General features: G+C 51.5%; 11 protein-coding genes. 6 read left to right on the forward strand and 5 right to left on the reverse strand.

The window, feature by feature from the left end:
• The first annotated feature begins 121 nt into the window (after window positions 1-121).
• Window positions 122-1,099, forward strand: a complete 978-nt coding sequence (epmA, locus tag ACF2G4_RS16355; protein WP_409075158.1) for an elongation factor P--(R)-beta-lysine ligase — start codon at window positions 122-124, stop codon at window positions 1,097-1,099.
• A 148-nt stretch (window positions 1,100-1,247) separates the two neighbouring features.
• Here the strand turns inward: epmA and degS are convergent, their stop codons facing one another.
• From degS to zapG, 3 genes are all read right to left on the reverse strand, one after another.
• A complete protein-coding gene (gene degS, locus ACF2G4_RS16360; RefSeq protein WP_215847832.1) occupies window positions 1,248-2,309 on the reverse strand; it encodes an outer membrane-stress sensor serine endopeptidase DegS in 1,062 nt (353 codons plus the stop codon).
• A gap of 143 nt (window positions 2,310-2,452) precedes the next feature.
• On the reverse strand, window positions 2,453-3,826 hold the full coding sequence (gene degQ / locus ACF2G4_RS16365) for a serine endoprotease DegQ (RefSeq protein WP_215847831.1): 1,374 nt from the start codon (window positions 3,824-3,826) through the stop codon (window positions 2,453-2,455).
• A gap of 111 nt (window positions 3,827-3,937) precedes the next feature.
• The gene (gene zapG, locus ACF2G4_RS16370) at window positions 3,938-4,339 is read right to left on the reverse strand and encodes a Z-ring associated protein ZapG (protein ID WP_215847830.1); all 402 of its coding nucleotides are present in this window, start codon (window positions 4,337-4,339) and stop codon (window positions 3,938-3,940) included.
• 177 nt (window positions 4,340-4,516) lie between these two features.
• Between zapG and zapE the strand changes: the two genes are divergently transcribed.
• The 5 genes from zapE to sspB all read left to right on the forward strand — a co-directional run bounded on the left by zapE (window position 4,517) and on the right by sspB (window position 8,171).
• Window positions 4,517-5,644 carry a cell division protein ZapE gene (zapE, locus tag ACF2G4_RS16375; protein WP_243078741.1) on the forward strand — a complete coding sequence of 376 codons (1,128 nt, stop codon included), beginning with the start codon at window positions 4,517-4,519 and terminating at the stop codon, window positions 5,642-5,644.
• Window positions 5,645-5,872: 228 nt separating this feature from the next.
• Complete coding sequence (gene rplM, locus ACF2G4_RS16380; RefSeq protein WP_067427471.1) at window positions 5,873-6,301, forward strand: 50S ribosomal protein L13; 429 nt, start codon at window positions 5,873-5,875, stop codon at window positions 6,299-6,301.
• Window positions 6,302-6,316: 15 nt separating this feature from the next.
• Complete coding sequence (gene rpsI, locus ACF2G4_RS16385) at window positions 6,317-6,709, forward strand: 30S ribosomal protein S9 (protein WP_215847829.1); 393 nt, start codon at window positions 6,317-6,319, stop codon at window positions 6,707-6,709.
• Window positions 6,710-7,040: 331 nt separating this feature from the next.
• On the forward strand, window positions 7,041-7,682 hold the full coding sequence (gene sspA, locus ACF2G4_RS16390) for a stringent starvation protein SspA (protein WP_215847828.1): 642 nt from the start codon (window positions 7,041-7,043) through the stop codon (window positions 7,680-7,682).
• Window positions 7,683-7,685: 3 nt separating this feature from the next.
• Complete coding sequence (gene sspB / locus ACF2G4_RS16395; protein WP_215847827.1) at window positions 7,686-8,171, forward strand: ClpXP protease specificity-enhancing factor; 486 nt, start codon at window positions 7,686-7,688, stop codon at window positions 8,169-8,171.
• A 131-nt stretch (window positions 8,172-8,302) separates the two neighbouring features.
• On the opposite strand, the gene ACF2G4_RS16400 is transcribed toward sspB, so the two are convergent.
• The gene (locus ACF2G4_RS16400) at window positions 8,303-10,060 is read right to left on the reverse strand and encodes a sulfite reductase subunit alpha (RefSeq protein WP_243078739.1); all 1,758 of its coding nucleotides are present in this window, start codon (window positions 10,058-10,060) and stop codon (window positions 8,303-8,305) included.
• Between the two features lie 183 nt (window positions 10,061-10,243).
• Entirely contained in the window at window positions 10,244-15,775 is a 5,532-nt protein-coding gene (locus tag ACF2G4_RS16405) for a glutamate synthase-related protein (RefSeq protein ID WP_409075159.1), read from the reverse strand.
• Window positions 15,776-16,251 lie beyond the last annotated feature (476 nt).

Below are 16,251 nucleotides of genomic sequence, written 5' to 3' on the forward strand. Positions count from 1 at the left end.
GTGATTTAACTGCTTAAGTATAGAAGAGCTGCCGATATTTTTTCCCGCTTCGGCATGAGATTGTTTGCCGCAGGCAATGCGGGTAGACTTCCCTCCCTTATTTGTATCAGGAGTCATCACCATGAGCGAAACGGCAAGCTGGCAACCTAGCGCATCCATTGCCAATTTGTTGAAACGCGCCGCTATCTTAGCGGAAATACGGCGTTTCTTTGCCGATCGCGGCGTATTAGAAGTTGATACGCCTGCCATGAGCCAAGCCACGATTACCGATATCCATCTGGTGCCTTTCCAGACACGATTTGTCGGGCCCGGCGCGGCGCAAGGGCGCGATCTTTGGTTGATGACCAGCCCGGAATATCATATGAAACGCCTGCTGGCAGCGGGAAGCGGTCCGATCTACCAAATGAGCCGCAGCTTTCGTAATGAAGAAGCGGGACGCCATCACAATCCAGAATTCACCATGCTGGAGTGGTATCGCCCACACTATGATATGTACCGGCTGATGAATGAAGTTGACGACCTGATGCAGCAAGTGCTGGAGTGCGACAGCGCTGAATCACTTTCTTATCAGCAGGCGTTTATTCGTCATCTTGAAATCGATCCGCTTTCAGCCGATAAAGCGCAACTGCGTGAAGTTGCAGAGAAGCTGGGCGAGGGCGAATTAGCGCGTGCAGAAGACGATCGCGATACGCTGCTGATGCTGCTGTTTATGCTGGGCGTTGAGCCAAAAATCGGACAGGATAAACCCTGCTTTGTTTATCACTTCCCTGCCAGCCAGGCAGCATTAGCAGAAATCAGCACGGAAGATCACCGTGTAGCAGATCGCTTCGAGGTTTATTACAAAGGCATTGAGCTGGCGAACGGTTTCCGTGAGCTGACCGACAGCCGTGAGCAGCGTCAGCGCTTCGAACAAGATAACCGCCGCCGTGCCGCGCGAGGCTTACCGCAACATCCTATCGATACCAATTTGTTAGACGCGTTGGCGCATGGTATGCCTGCTTGCTCTGGCGTTGCACTGGGTGTTGATCGATTAATTATGCTGGCTCTGAAAGCGCAGTCGCTGAATGAAGTGATCGCTTTTCCAGTCGATCGTTGCTAAAGGCTTTATCTCATGCGGCAGTGCGCAGCTGTTCCCGATGCGATGCGCACTGAAAAAGGCAGGTAAAAACGCGGCTCCTACAAGGATGTAGGTGATTTGATATGTCATCCCTGACTTATCATTGAATTGGGAGCGACAGATAACAACGTTACTGGCTGTTGTCTGGGAATTCCTGAATGGTCACCGGCAGCGTTAATTTCTGATCGTTACGTAAAACCTGCACGTCTATTACTGAACCCGGGCGAATCTCCGCCACCTGATCCATGGTTTCCTGTGCGGAAATGGCCGGTTTATTATTCACACTCAACAACACATCATTGACCTGAATGCCGCCTTTGTCTGCCGGCCCATCTGGCGTCACCACGCTGACAATAATGCCTTGTACGCGATCCAGATTACTGCCCTGACCATGTAGCGGCGGCAATTCACGGCCTGTAATCCCGATATAACCACGAATCACACGACCATCGCGGATCAGTTTATCCATGATTTTTGACGCCAACGCGGTGGGAATGGCGAAACCAATCCCTTCCGGCGTTTCACCATCGTTACTTTTGTCGAACGTTAAGGTATTGATACCCATTAACTCGCCCAGCGAATTAATCAGTGCGCCGCCGGAGTTACCTTGGTTGATTGAGGCATCCGTTTGCAGAAAGTTTTGCCGCCCGGATGAACTCAAGCCCACGCGGCCGGTTGCGCTGATAATGCCTTGGGTCACGGTTTGACCGAGATTGTAGGGGTTACCAATCGCCATCACTACGTCGCCAATGTGCGCAATACGTTGCGAATTAATTGGAATTACCGGCAGGCCGGAAGCGGTAATTTTTAGCACCGCTAAATCGGTCATTGCATCGGAACCTACCAAGGTGGCTTCGAAAAAACGGCCATCTTGTAACGCGACAATAATTTGATCCGCGTTATTGATAACGTGTTTATTGGTGAGGATGTAGCCTTTTGCGTTCATGATTACGCCAGAACCCAGCGTAGTAATGCCACGATTGTTATTACCGTGCGCGCTGCGGTTATAAACATTCACTACCGCAGGCACGGCGCGGCGCACCCCTTGATTGAAACTAAAGGGTGTTTCGTCATTGCTGTTATCTTGGATGTGCAGGGCTTCGCTGCCCATGCGCAGTGCAGGCAAGGCCGCAAGTAAAATACCCGCAACAATCAGGCCCAACACAACCGAACGCAAAAGTTTAAGAAACATGGTGTTAAATCACGCCAGGGGAGATCGCTGGGGAGAATAACATGAGTGCGGCGGACACACACGTGCTTGTGTCCGCCGCAGTAGAGGGTTTATCTATCTCGACAGGCCGGTTTGTCTTAAAAGCGACTTACCTTAAAAGCCGCTTATCTTAAAAGCAGATAGATATTTTCATCGCCACGTACCACATTCAGAGCCAGTACTGGCGGTTTACCTTCCAGTACCTTGCGCATTTCTGCGATAGATTGCGTGCGATTGCGGTTAACGCCAACAATCACATCCTCTTTCTGCAGGCCAACCTGCTCGGCAGGCGTACCTTTTTCGATGGTATCGACTTTAACGCCTTTATCACCGGTTTTGGTCTGGCCGTCGCTCAACGTAGCGCCTTGTAAGGCTGGCGACATCAGTTGTGCGCTGGCGGTACTCTGCGCGCTTTGCTCAAGCGTTACGTTAACCGTAATTGGCTTGCCTTCACGCAGCAGTCCTAACTTCACCTGTTCGCCCGGTGCAGTGGTGCCAATTTTGACGCGTAATTCAGCGAAGCTGGTAATCGGTTTATCATTCACTGAAGTGATGATATCCCCAGATTTAAGCCCCGCTTTCTGCGCTGCTGACTGCGGCAGCACTTCAGAAACAAAGGCACCGCGTTGTGCATCAACGTTAAATGCTTTCGCCATATCGGCGGTCATTTCCGTGCCTTTGATGCCTAACTGGCCGCGCTTCACTTCACCGAATTTGATCAGCTGCTGCGCCAGATTCATCGCCATGTCGCTTGGAATCGCGAAACCAATACCGATATTGCCACCGCTTGATGCCAAAATAGCGGTGTTGATACCGATCAGTTCACCATTGAGATTGACCAGCGCGCCGCCAGAGTTGCCGCGGTTAATGGCTGCATCGGTTTGGATAAAGTTCTCCAGCCCTTCAAGGTTTAAGCCGCTACGGCCCAGCGCAGAAATAATCCCGGAGGTTGCGGTTTGACCAAGGCCAAACGGGTTGCCAATGGCCACGGCAAAATCACCCACTTTGAGCTGATCTGAGTCGGCAATTTTCACCTGCGTCAGATTTTTTGCGCCTTCGATCTGGATGAGTGCAATATCAGTCTGCTCATCATGGCCGATCAGCTTGGCGTCATATTCGCTGCCATCGCCCAGTTGGACATTGATTTTGTCTGCGCCATTCACCACGTGATTGTTCGTTAGCACGTAGCCTTTTGCGGCATCAATAATCACACCCGAACCCAGTCCTTCAAACGGCTGCGGCTGATTATTGCCACCCGGCATCTGGCCAAAGAAACGTTTTAACGGTTCGGGAATCTCCTGCGTTTGTGCAGCAGATTCAGTGCCTTCAACATGAACGCTAACCACAGCAGGCAACACTTTTTCCAGCATCGGGGCCAGGCTTGGAAGCGGCTGACCTTGGATTTGTGCTGGCAGCGTCGCCATCGCGCCAGGCGCGGCGGCAAGACTCATCCCAATACTCAAGGCTAATGCGCTAAACAGTCGTGCTTGTTTTTTCATTGCTACAACGCTCTCGCTGCAAAAAGTGGGGGGGAATAAAAGAGTGTGACAGTCGTTTGAGGCCAGGGTTCGTAAAAACAAAGGGCGCAGACTCGCTGCGCCCCAAAATGATTAATCGCGTGCTGCTCGTTCGCCACGCAACAGGCCGGAAGCACCTTCCGAATAATCACGCGGCATCTGAACAGGCGCTTGATCATTATCGGCTTCCGCTTCAGTCAGCTGATAAGCAAAAGGGTTTTTCTCGCCTGGCAGATTTGGCAGCAGGTCATTGGAGCCTTTTGCCATGTGTTGATACAGCTGGCGGTAATCGCGCGCCATATTATCCAGTAACTCCGCGCTTTGAGCGAAGTGGTTGGTTAGCTCTTCGCGGTAGTCCGAAAGCTCCGCTTTGGTCTTTTCCAGTTCGTACTGCATGCTGCGTTGCTCACGCAATTTTTTGTTGCCAAAACGCATTGCAACCGCGCCGACAATAATGCCTACCACTAAACCAATTAGCCCGTATTCCCAGGTCATAATGACTCCCGTGTAATTTCCGTTGTTCCGTAGGGCATTGCACCTTTCCATAATAGTCACTATACCCGTTAATCTTATGGATGTGGAACTCTGGAGCGGCATCGCTTAGTGTAGAGTGGCCTTTTTTTCGACAACTGCTGTGTGAATAAGACAAATTTCAGGGACTGTGAGAGAACAATGCAAACTTCATCTCCGCTTGCACGCTATGAGCAAGCGTTATCGCAAGGCGAGTTTAAGCCCGATGATGTCCAACGCGACGCTATCACCCGATTAGACGTGCTCCAGCAAGGATTAATAGCACGTAAGAATAGCGCTGCGCCATCTGCTCAGGGCCTATTTGGCCGCCTGTCAAAACTGATAGGTAAAGAGAAAAGTGAAGTGCAACCGCCGGTACGAGGTCTGTATATGTGGGGCGGCGTGGGGCGCGGTAAAACCTGGGTCATGGATTTGTTTTTTCAGTCTATTCCTGGCGATCGCAAACTGCGTTTGCACTTCCACCGATTTATGTTGCGGGTACATGAAGAATTAACGGCCCTGCAAGGCCAGAGCGATCCGTTACTTATCATCGCCGATCGTTTCAAAGCTGAAACCGATATCCTCTGCTTCGACGAGTTTTTTGTTTCCGATATTACCGATGCCATGCTGCTGGGTACGTTGATGGAAGCGCTGTTTGAGCGCGGCATTGCATTGGTTGCCACCTCTAACATCCCGCCTGACAATCTGTATCGTAATGGCCTGCAACGTGCCCGTTTCCTGCCCGCTATTGAGCAGATCAAAAAGCATTGCGACGTGATGAATGTGGATGCGGGTATCGATTATCGCTTGCGCACCTTAACGTCTGCGCATTTGTGGAAGTTCCCCTTGAATGACCAAACCCACAAAGAGATGGAACAGATGTTTCTGGCGTTGTCGGGCAGCAAACGGGAAGCGGCGCCGGTCCTGGAAATCAACCATCGCAGTATGGCAACGTTGGGCGTTAGCGAAGGCGTATTAGCTATCGATTTCCTGACGCTATGTGGCGAAGGGCGTAGCCAACATGACTACATTGAGTTGTCGCGCCGTTTTCACAGTGTGTTGCTGTATGATGTGCCGGTGATGATCTATAAAACCGAAGATCAGGCGCGCCGCTTTCTGGCGCTGGTCGATGAATTTTATGAGCGCCATGTCAAATTAGTGGTTGCGGCAGAAGCCTCGCTGTTTGAAATCTACCAAGGTTCACGTCTGAAGTTTGAGTATCAGCGTTGCCTGTCGCGATTGCAGGAAATGCAGAGCGAGGAATATCTTCGCCTTAAGCATCTGCCTTGAGCAATAAAGTGGGGAAATGGTGAAATAGGGTTCGATTTTTGTAATCGACTTCTCTATAATCTTGCGACCCCACGTTACAGCAAAGGATTTTTTTCCCAAATCCTCTGTGTTCCAGTAACTCTATCCGAAGGGGTGGCTTGCTGGTCAAAATGGTCGTGTGAGCCTCAATCGTTTACTTAAGCGTTTGGGATTTCACCAACGTGTAACTTAATTTGGGTAAGCTTTTCGATGAAAACTTTTACAGCTAAACCAGAAACCGTCCAACGTGACTGGTATGTTGTTGACGCAACTGGCAAAACTTTGGGTCGCCTGGCGACTGAACTGGCCAGCCGTCTACGTGGTAAGCATAAAGCGGAATACACTCCGCACGTTGATACCGGTGATTACATCATTGTTCTGAACGCAGAAAAAGTTGCTGTAACCGGCAACAAGCGTTCTGACAAGATCTACTATCACCACACTGGTCACATCGGTGGTATCAAACAGGCGACCTTTGAAGAGATGATTGCTCGCCGTCCTGAGCGTGTGATTGAGATCGCGGTTAAAGGCATGCTGCCGAAGGGCCCGTTGGGTCGTGCTATGTACCGTAAACTGAAAGTTTACGCAGGCAACGAGCACAACCATGCGGCACAGCAACCGCAAGTTCTTGACATTTAATCGGGATTAAAGGCAATGGCTGAAACTCAAAACTACGGCACTGGTCGCCGCAAAAGCTCATCCGCACGCGTCTTCATCAAGCCGGGTAGCGGTAACATCGTAATTAACCAACGCTCTTTGGAGCAATACTTCGGCCGCGAAACTGCACGCATGGTTGTGCGTCAGCCGCTGGAGCTGGTTGATATGGTTGGTAAATTCGATCTGTACATCACTGTTAAAGGTGGTGGTATTTCTGGTCAGGCAGGTGCGATCCGTCATGGTATCACCCGCGCTCTGATGGAATACGACGATTCTCTGCGTGCTGAACTGCGTAAAGCGGGCTTTGTTACCCGTGATGCGCGTCAGGTTGAACGTAAGAAAGTCGGTCTGCGTAAAGCACGCCGTCGTCCACAGTTCTCCAAGCGTTAATTGTTTGTTGCTTCGGCAACGTCAATTGGCTCAAAAAACCCGCTTCGGCGGGTTTTTTATTTTTGGGCTTTTTTCATCAAATAGTGTCTAAAACGCCCACGCTGCTCGCAAAATACCCTCAAAAATTCATTCCTCGCCCACAAGCTGCCTAAAATCTGGTAAACTCTGTGTCACTTTGCGCCCGCTGAGCCGGCGCGTTATGCGCTTTCCCCTCGGTCGGGACGTCAGTCGACGCTGCTAACGCGGGCTGCGTGCGAGATCTATAAGCAGGTGAGTCGCCGAGTGGTTGGCTATTCGCAGTAACTTTTTGTGAACAAACTTGGAGGTTTTCATGGCTGTCGCTGCCAACAAACGTTCGGTAATGACGCTGTTTTCTGGTCCTACTGACATTTTCAGCCATCAGGTACGTATTGTCCTGGCGGAGAAGGGTGTCAGCGTAGAGATCGAGCAGGTCGAAATGGATAACCTGCCGCAGGATCTGATTGACCTCAACCCGTATCGCACCGTGCCGACGCTGGTAGATCGTGAACTGACGCTTTATGAATCACGTATCATCATGGAATATCTTGATGAGCGTTTTCCACATCCACCGTTGATGCCGGTTTATCCGGTTGCGCGTGGTGAAAGCCGCCTGATGATGCATCGCATCGAGCAGGACTGGTACAGCCTGATGAGAAAGGTTGAGAACAGCAGCGGTCAGGAAGCTGAAGCAGCACGTAAGCAGTTGCGTGAAGAGTTGCTGGCCATTGCACCGTTGTTTGGTCGTACGCCGTTCTTCATGAGCGAGGAGTTCAGCCTGGTTGATTGCTACCTGGCTCCTTTGCTGTGGCGTTTACCTTCAATGGGTATCGATCTGATTGGTTCAGGTTCTAAAGATCTGAAAGGCTACATGAATCGCGTATTTGAGCGTGACTCTTTCCTTGCTTCATTGACTGAAGCCGAACGTGAAATGCGCCTGCAAGTCCGGGGCTAATTTATGGAAATGTCGCAACTCACTGCACGTCGTCCCTATCTGTTACGTGCTTTCTATGATTGGTTGCTCGATAACCAGTTAACGCCGCATTTGGTGGTCGACATCAATTTGCCCGGTGTGCAGGTTCCGTTAGAGTATGCGCGCGATGGACAGATTGTCTTGAACATCGCGCCGCGTGCAGTCGGTAACTTGGATCTGGCCAATGATCAGGTGTCATTTAATGCACGTTTTGGTGGCGTTCCACGTCAGGTAAACGTGCCAATGGTGGCAATTCTGGCAATTTATGCCCGTGAAAACGGCGCAGGCACCATGTTCGAACCTGAACCCGCTTACGAACATTCCGCACCGGAAGAGTCAGAAGCGCAGGAAGAGACTGTGATGTCAGTGATTGATGGTGATCGTCCTGATGATGCCAACGATAATGAAACGCCGCCTGATGATGAGCCGCCGCCGCGTGGTGGTAGACCTTCACTGCGTGTAGTGAAGTAAGCAAAGCAATATGATAAATGCCTGTCACTCGCTGATGGGCTTTTTTTTGCGCTAAAGATAATAACGGCAAAAAAAATCCGGGAACGCGCACGTTACCCGGATTTTTTATTCGCTAGTCATCGCGGTGACGATTAATAAACGTCACGCAGATAGCGCTTCTCTTTCTTCAACTGATCGATGTAATCAGCGGCACGCTCGCTGGAAAGTCCGCCATATTGACGAACAATTTCATACAGCGCACTGTCCACATCTTTGGCCATGCGCGAAGCATCGCCACATACGTAGAAGTAGGCACCTTCCTGCAGCCAGGCGTATAACTCTGCACCTTGCTCTAACATACGGCTTTGCACATAGACTTTTTTGTCTTGATCGCGTGAAAACGCCAGATCAAGACGAGTCAGTAAGCCGCTTTCCTGCCATGCCGTCAGCTCTTCACGATAAATAAAGTCATGTTCCTGATGCTGATCGCCGAAGAATAACCAGTTTTTACCCTGCGCACCGGCAACCTGACGTTCCTGCAGGAAAGCACGGAACGGCGCGATACCGGTACCTGGACCCACCATGATCAGCGGCGCATTAGTATTCGACGGTACGCGAAACGCTTTGTTAGGCGAAATGAAGATAGCTGGCTTTTCACCACGACGGACGCGTTCGGCTAGGTAGGTTGAGCAAACACCGCTGCGATTACGTCCACCGCTGTGATAACGCACAGAAGCTATCGTTAAGTGCACCTGATTCGGATGCGCTTTGGAGCTGGAGGAGATGGAATAGGCGCGATGCTGTAAAGGGCGCAGCAAGGCAACAAATTCTGATACTGACAGCGAACGTGTCAGTTCAAGTTGCAGCAGATCTAACGTGTCCTTGCCCCACAACCAAACGCCCAGCGCATCTTTGTCATCATGTTGCAGTACGTGGCGCAGTTCTTGGTTAGTGGTATTTTGTCCTACCCACTCAATGAGTTTGCGCGACGGTTCTGAAATCTCAAATTGATAAGTCAGCAGATCGCCCAAGCTTCTGTCGAAGCCGGAAACAGGCGTTTGGTAATCCGCATTTAACTGCGTTAACAGCAGGCTAACCAGTGAAGGTTCGTTTACAGGAATCACACCCAGCGCATCGCCCGCTTCATATTTCAGGCCGCTGTCGGTCAAATCAAACTCGAAGTGACGGATGTCCTTAGCGGATTGTTCGCCTGACAGACGCTTATTGGTAACCAGCGCGGCGGCATACGGGTTGGATTTATTGCTACCTGGAATGACCGGTGCTTCTGGTGCGCTATCCAGCACGGTACCGCTGCTGCCAGCACTTGACGCAAACTGCGGCATTGAGCTGTTTAACCACGCGTTAGAGGGCTCTTCGTAGTCGATGTCACAATCAATACGATCATAGACACGCTTCGCACCCAGCTGCTCAAGACGCATATCAATAAATTTACCGGCCTGGCAGAAACCATCGTAGCCAGTATCGCCAATGGCCAACACGGCAAAATGCATCTGCTCCAGACGCGGCGCGGTGCTGGCAGAAATTGCATTCCAAAACAGCTGTGCGTTATCTGGCATCTCACCTTCACCATAAGTGGAGGTAACAATCAGCACGTGACGCATTGTCGCGAACACATCGAGATCGACTTCACCCAATGCCTGAACCACCGGCACCAAACCTTTAGCGCGTGCAGATTTAGCTGCAGTTTGTGCCAGCGCTTCTGCATTACCGGTTTGGGAACCGTACAGAACATGCAGCTGAGTTGTCGCGGCTGCACCAGTACCCGCTGCGACCTGCTGTTTATCTTCTAACACTAACAGACGGGAGTGGAGACCGGCGAGAAAGCCCGCCAGCCAATACTTCTGGTCGCCATTAAATGGCGCATCTTCAGGAATGTAAGGAATTTTCATGGATACTTTTACTCAATCCCGTTCTTACCCATCCTATTTTGTGTTGCAGAGGTGTGGGCTGCGTCGTTTCCCCAGTTACAACATGATTACTGTTGCTGGGGGTTCGTCGTTAGCCAACTGCCTGTAACACAAACTATTTAAGGCAATTATTAATGTTCATATTCGTTTTCGTCAGTGTTGCTGTTAGGACAGTTTCCCGACAGCAGCAGCAATTTCTGGCAAAGCAGCGCGTGCGAACAGCTCTTCGAAATCAGGCAGATGACCTAACACCTCACGGTTGCAGGCGTCCTGATACATGATCCAGCCATAGGTTGCCAGGCTGTCCATTGAGCGAATGTTGCGTTGCGTCAGCGCAGCCTTGTAATCCGTCATACGTTTAGTGCCGATCAGGCTAGCCAGCTCATCGTCGGTGTAGCTCTCAATCGCCGCACGTGCGTGGCGTTGAAGTTTGCTGATCAACGAGAAGTCTTCAGTCATCAACAGGTTACGTACCGCTTTCTCTACCGCAGGATCTTCCACAGAAGTGCCTTTAGGTAATTTACCCAGCGCCAGCTGTTGTGCAAAGCTCAACACGGTGTAGTTGTTCAGCAGTACGAACATCTCCAGCGTATCGGTTGCGCCATAAGCCGGCACCGCGCCATTAGCGATAGTTTTGCCTTCACGCCAGGCTGATTTGAACTTAGCAACCTGATGTCCAGCCAGCGCAGTTGATAACTCTTCCAGCAAATCTTTACGTGATTTCGCCTTCAGGATTTCGCCACCATCTTGATACAGCAGCAGTGAGCGCGGCATCACGTAAACAAAGTGGTGACACTCTGTTTCCCAATTCTCTAACAGCCAGGCAGCGCGTGGTGAGTGGGTCGCTTCCAAATGCCAGTTCAGCATCGTCAGCACCGCTTGCTTGTGCGTTTGCGCCATCTCGTCCTGATCGGCGATAGAACCGAACAGTACTGAGTCACCTGCGGCATGGCTGGCGAGTGATCCATACGGGTCATACTGGTAAGCAAAACCGCCGCTCATGCCATTGCCGAAGCCTGTACCAAATGTACCCAGGTTCAGGATTGCGCCATTAGTCATGTATTCGCAACAGAAGTCACCCACACCTTCAACTACTGCGGTTGCGCCTGAATTACGTACGGCAAAACGGTCACCCGCCTGACCTTGAACAAACAGGCGTCCACCCGTTGCGCCAAACAGCGCAAAGTTACCGATCAGCACGTTGCCATCGCTGTCTTGTGCGCCGCCGCCCGGAGACATTACCACCAGCTCGCCACCACATTGACCTTTACCAACACCATCATTACAGGTGCCGTAATGCTTTATTTGCATACCGTCATTGCAGAAGGCACCGAAAGATTGGCCCGCAGAGCCAGAAGTGCTGATCTTCACCGTTTCAGGTGCCAGATAGCGACGACCACGATCATCCTGCAACACCGCTGGCATTGCGCTCAATTGCTCAGCCGTCAGTTGATGATTGAGCTTGCGTTCAATATCAATCGCTAGCTGGCCGCCGACACTCTTGTTGCGGTTGTTCAACGTGATGTTATTGCCCAACGAAATGTCATTCTTGCCTTGCGTGACCAGTTCAGTGTTCAGCTGCTCAATCCAGGCATCATCCAGTTCGAAATCTTTTTCCAGATACACGGGACGATCGATTTTCAGCTCGGGCACCACGGTTAACATGGCGCGGAAATCGAGTTTACCGACTTCCAGTGGGTGATCCATTAAGTGCAGCAGATCAGAGCGTCCACGTGCTTCACGCAACGAATGCAGGCCCATGCGCGCCAGGATTTCACGCACCTCATGCGCAACGTTCATGAAATACTGTGCCAGCTGACGGGGATCGCCATCAAAGGCTTCGGCATTAGTGGTTAAACCTGCCGGGCACTTAACGTTACAGTTTTTCGCCATCACACATTTCAACATCATCAGTGCGGTGGTACCAAATTCAAAGCTGTCGCCACCCAGCAGCGCCGATTTCACGACATCGCTGCCGGTCTGCTGTGCGCCAGAGCAACGCAGCAAGACTTTCTCACGCAGGCCGTTAGCACAAAGCGCCTGATGTACTTCCGCGATGCCGATTTCCGCCACGCGTCCAGTGTATTTCAAACTAGTAACGGAAGCTGCGCCGGTGCCGCCAGTATTCCCTGCAACGTTGATAACGTCTGCGCCTGCTTTCGCTACGCCAACCGCAATCGTACCGATGCCTTCCGATGAAACCAGTTTAACGATGACGCGAACGCGAGCGGCTTTACAGTCGTGGATCAGCTGCGCTAAATCCTCGATAGAATAGGTGTCGTGGTGAGGTGGCGGTGAAACCAGCTCGACACCCGGCGTACCGCCACGGGCTGCTGCGATTTCCACGGTGACTTTAGGCGCAGGTAACTGACCCCCTTCGCCTGGCTTCGCACCTTGGCCAATTTTGATCTCCAGCTCTTCCAGCATCGGGTCAGCTAAATAAGCCGCCCATACGCCGAAACGGCCCGAGGCCAGCTGTTTGATACGTGATGCACGGATGGTGCCATGACGTGAATAGTGTTCACCACCTTCACCGCAGTTGCTCATGCCGCCAACCATATTGGTGCCGTGTGCAACCGCTTCATGGGCCGGAGCGACCAGCGCGCCGTGGCTCATCGCACCGGAAGCAAAGGTGCGGGTGATTTCACAGGCTGGCTGGATTTCGTTCAGTGGCAGTGAAGGCAGCGTGGTGAAAATCCGTGACAGATAATCTGCGGCCTTGCCATAAGCGGTGACATTCAAGCCATTGCTCACCACTTCGGTGCTTTCAATTTCATCATTGAAGCGTGATTTCAACGCACGTGATAGCGCTGCGAGGCGTTCGCTTTCCGGCTTCAGGCCGTTGATCGCATCCGTTAAACGCAGCGTAAAGTGGTTAAGGCTGCCGTCAACGGCTTCACAGACCAAACCACGTATAGCAAAACCGTTGTTGGTCAACGAGTAACGTCCCAGCTTACGACGGAATTCTGCTTCACTGTCGATGTGCGTCAAATCCGCCGGAAAGGCCAGAATATCGCGCAGTGCAGCTGGACGACGCTTACGTTCTTCATACATCAGACTAGAGAACTGACGATAATCTGAAGTGATGGCGAAGTTGTTGATCACTTCATTTGGGATACGCTCAAAGCTGCTGTCCTTAAAGGATTCCGCTTTGATTCCAAATGCGTTATCCAGCTTGGCCAGCGTCATCAAACGGATGAAGTTATCTTCTTCACGCGCTTTGTCGGCAAAGCGAATAGGCTCTTCAGTCATGTCGATAAAGGTGCGAACAGCGATGGTGCCATAAGAGTGACCGGCACCTTCAGCACGCTCTTTAAACAGGCCAAGCAACGGCACTTCGGACTCGCCCTGAATTTTCAGGGCGCTCTGATGCCAGTCAACCGCCATCTGCGCGATAGTGGCAAAACCTGCGCCACCGACCGGGGTGCGGATATTTGGAAAATATTTTTTCAGTACTGGATCGTCAGTATTAAGGAAGTTCGGCTCAAAGAACTCACCGCAGCTGTAACTTTCTACGGTGCACAGGCCAACTTTACCCATGGTTTTCATCAGCGCTTTTTCAGCCGCTTTGGCATAGCGTTTGAACGCTTTATTGCCTTCTTCACCTTCGCCATATTTCTCTTCGGCACGCATCTGCACGCCAAGCGGATAAATAGCGGAGGCACCAAAGCCCAAGGCTGCCGCGATATGGTGTGAAGAGATGCTCTGGCCACTTTCAACCACCAGCGAAACATCAAGACGCAAACCTTCCTGCACCAGACGCTGATTGATAGCAGAAACCAGCAGCAGCATTGGAATCGCAGCTTGAGTTGAAGAAATGTGGCGATCGGTAAGCACCGCGATGCCGCCTTGGGTGCGGGCAAAATCAACGACCTGTTGCGCCAAATCGTCAATGGCTTTTTCTAGCGCATTGGCATTTGCTGTGCGGCTCAGCAGATCTTTGCCAACGACTGGCTCGTACAGCATCTCAAAGCGTGCGTAAGGTGCAACGTCTTGCTCACGCAACTGCAGCATATCGAGATGGCTAAGAATCGGCGTTGGCACGATGATTTGACGGCCTTTGCTGCGGCCCAGATGCGGTTTCGCACCCAGCGCTACGCGCAGCGTCATGCCATCTACTTCACGGATCGAGTCCAGCGGCGGGTTAGTAACCTGCGCAAAACGTTGAGAGAAGTAGTGCGCCATCCCACCTTCATGATCGGATAAGCCGTTAATGGCGTTGCCGTAACCCATCGCGGAGATTTTCTCTGCGCCGGTTGCCAGCATGGGATCCATCATGAATTTGAAGCTTTCTTGGTTGTAATAGTACGCCACGAAGCGTTGATAGGCTTTCAGGTCGCCACGATAGCGCAGCGGCGAGCCTTGCTGCTCTGCTGGGATCACCGGCAGATCTTGCAGATCGACACGGGCTGTAGCCAGCAGGGCAGAATAATCTTTTTCAGCTGCCAGTTTTTCCAGCGCCTGATGCGTGGTGTAGCTGCGTTTTTCGCGATGATCGAAATAGAGCATACCGCCTGCTTCGATACGGCCGCGACGCAGAACACTTTCCGGTGGGAAAGCAATTTGGCCCGCTTCGGACATCGCGCCAATATAATCTACTGTTTCAACAGAACGCAGTGGACGCAGGCCAAGACGGTCGAGGCGTGCACCGATGACTTCACCATTACCAAAAATCAACGCAGCCGGGCCATCGTTCTTCTCTTCATACAGCGAGAAGTACTCCAGCATGTCACGCACCTCATTGGATAAGGAGGTGTCGTTTTCCCAGGCTGGCGGCATCATGGAAACAACGGCGGTGATCAGATCGAGGCTGTCTTCCATCAAGCGGCTGTGAATACTTTGGTCGAGACGCGAGCTGTCAGATTGGCCTTTTGGACGCACAATCTTCTTACCCCGCGCCAGCGCCAGAGCCGACTCCGCAATGCGGTTTTTACGGTCGGTGTTTAACTCGCCGTTATGCGCCATCAGGCGGAACGGCTGCGCCATGGTGGTATGCGGATCGGTATTGGTAGAGAAACGGGTATGGAAGAATAATCCACGTACCTGATGATCGGGATCGGTCAGGTCTTTGAAGTAAGGAATCACTTCGTTTGAGTTCAGACGCGCCTTGAATACCTGCGTCCGTGATGAGAGCGAAAGGGGATAAAGCCCACCAAATTCGCTTTCAGTAAAGGCACGCGCTTCGATAGCCAGCAGGGCGCGATAGATGCGTTGTTCAAAGTCGTTTTGATCGACGACATCCTGCGGTGCAGTGAAAATCCACTGCATAATCGGTAACTGGAATTGCACAGCGGCCGGACGCGTCACGCTGCTGTCTAGCGGCATGTCACGTTTCATGATGATAGACAGGCCAAAGCTGTTCAACGCTTCTTCTACCAGACGTTCAGCATTTGCACGCAGCTCGGCATCTTTTGGCACAAAGAAATTACCGACGCCAAAACGGCCCGCTTCCAGCGCCTGGCCCGTAATCTTACGGAAGAAGTGCAATGAAAGGTCAACGTTTACCCCAGCACCGTCACCGACGCCTTCAGCCGACATGCCCCCGCGGTGAGGTACAGTACAAAGGGCGCTGTGCGCCATCTGCAGGATCTCATGGGTCTGCTCGCCGTCCTTACGCGTAATGAAACCTACACCACAGCTATCACTCCCTGCTGCTGGGTCATACAAGCCATAGGGATTAGGTTTTTTATTGGACATTGAGGGTCTCCTTAAACTGCTTTAGACATTACCTGCATTATTTCAAACACTAAGCGCCAATGAGCGCAGTTTCATTTTCATTGCCACACGCTGTCGAGCGGGCATTATTGCTCCGAGCAGTTCACTCCAGACAGGTTTAAAACGTCCTTGATTGAGCTGCTCTTAGATTTCCGGTCTCTTAAAGGAGATGACTTACACCACGCGGGAGTCTTCTGATTGCATAGATATGCCGAGACACTGGCCCGTCAGGAAAGCTTTCAGCGGATTTCCAACTTATCGGGAAAGCGGAAACAGGTCAAATAACGATACTTGTCAGGGTTATTTGAGTCTTTTTGTCATTAACTACATGATTTTAAAGTATTAAACAGCTAAATTTATCGCTGTTAGCCGGTACGTTAATGGCCCATAAATGTGAACTGTCTCACTGTGGTGCAGCGATCAAATCTCTGCACCATGCTGGTGATAGGGTCTTTAAC

The sequence above is a fragment of the Pantoea phytostimulans genome, from assembly GCF_046118715.1.
Taxonomy (GTDB): domain Bacteria; phylum Pseudomonadota; class Gammaproteobacteria; order Enterobacterales; family Enterobacteriaceae; genus Pantoea; species Pantoea phytostimulans.

What these genes read in the sequence shown, in the direction of transcription:
- zapE (WP_243078741.1), top strand. Translation starts at nt 4,517, where the DNA reads ATGCAAACTTCATCTCCGCTTGCACGCTATGAGCAAGCGTTATCGCAA.
- zapG (WP_215847830.1), bottom strand. Translation starts at nt 4,339, where the DNA reads ATGACCTGGGAATACGGGCTAATTGGTTTAGTGGTAGGCATTATTGTC.
- degS (WP_215847832.1), bottom strand. Translation starts at nt 2,309, where the DNA reads ATGTTTCTTAAACTTTTGCGTTCGGTTGTGTTGGGCCTGATTGTTGCG.
- ACF2G4_RS16405 (WP_409075159.1), bottom strand. Translation starts at nt 15,775, where the DNA reads ATGTCCAATAAAAAACCTAATCCCTATGGCTTGTATGACCCAGCAGCA.
- ACF2G4_RS16400 (WP_243078739.1), bottom strand. Translation starts at nt 10,060, where the DNA reads ATGAAAATTCCTTACATTCCTGAAGATGCGCCATTTAATGGCGACCAG.
- sspA (WP_215847828.1), top strand. Translation starts at nt 7,041, where the DNA reads ATGGCTGTCGCTGCCAACAAACGTTCGGTAATGACGCTGTTTTCTGGT.
- rplM (WP_067427471.1), top strand. Translation starts at nt 5,873, where the DNA reads ATGAAAACTTTTACAGCTAAACCAGAAACCGTCCAACGTGACTGGTAT.
- rpsI (WP_215847829.1), top strand. Translation starts at nt 6,317, where the DNA reads ATGGCTGAAACTCAAAACTACGGCACTGGTCGCCGCAAAAGCTCATCC.
- epmA (WP_409075158.1), top strand. Translation starts at nt 122, where the DNA reads ATGAGCGAAACGGCAAGCTGGCAACCTAGCGCATCCATTGCCAATTTG.
- degQ (WP_215847831.1), bottom strand. Translation starts at nt 3,826, where the DNA reads ATGAAAAAACAAGCACGACTGTTTAGCGCATTAGCCTTGAGTATTGGG.
- sspB (WP_215847827.1), top strand. Translation starts at nt 7,686, where the DNA reads ATGGAAATGTCGCAACTCACTGCACGTCGTCCCTATCTGTTACGTGCT.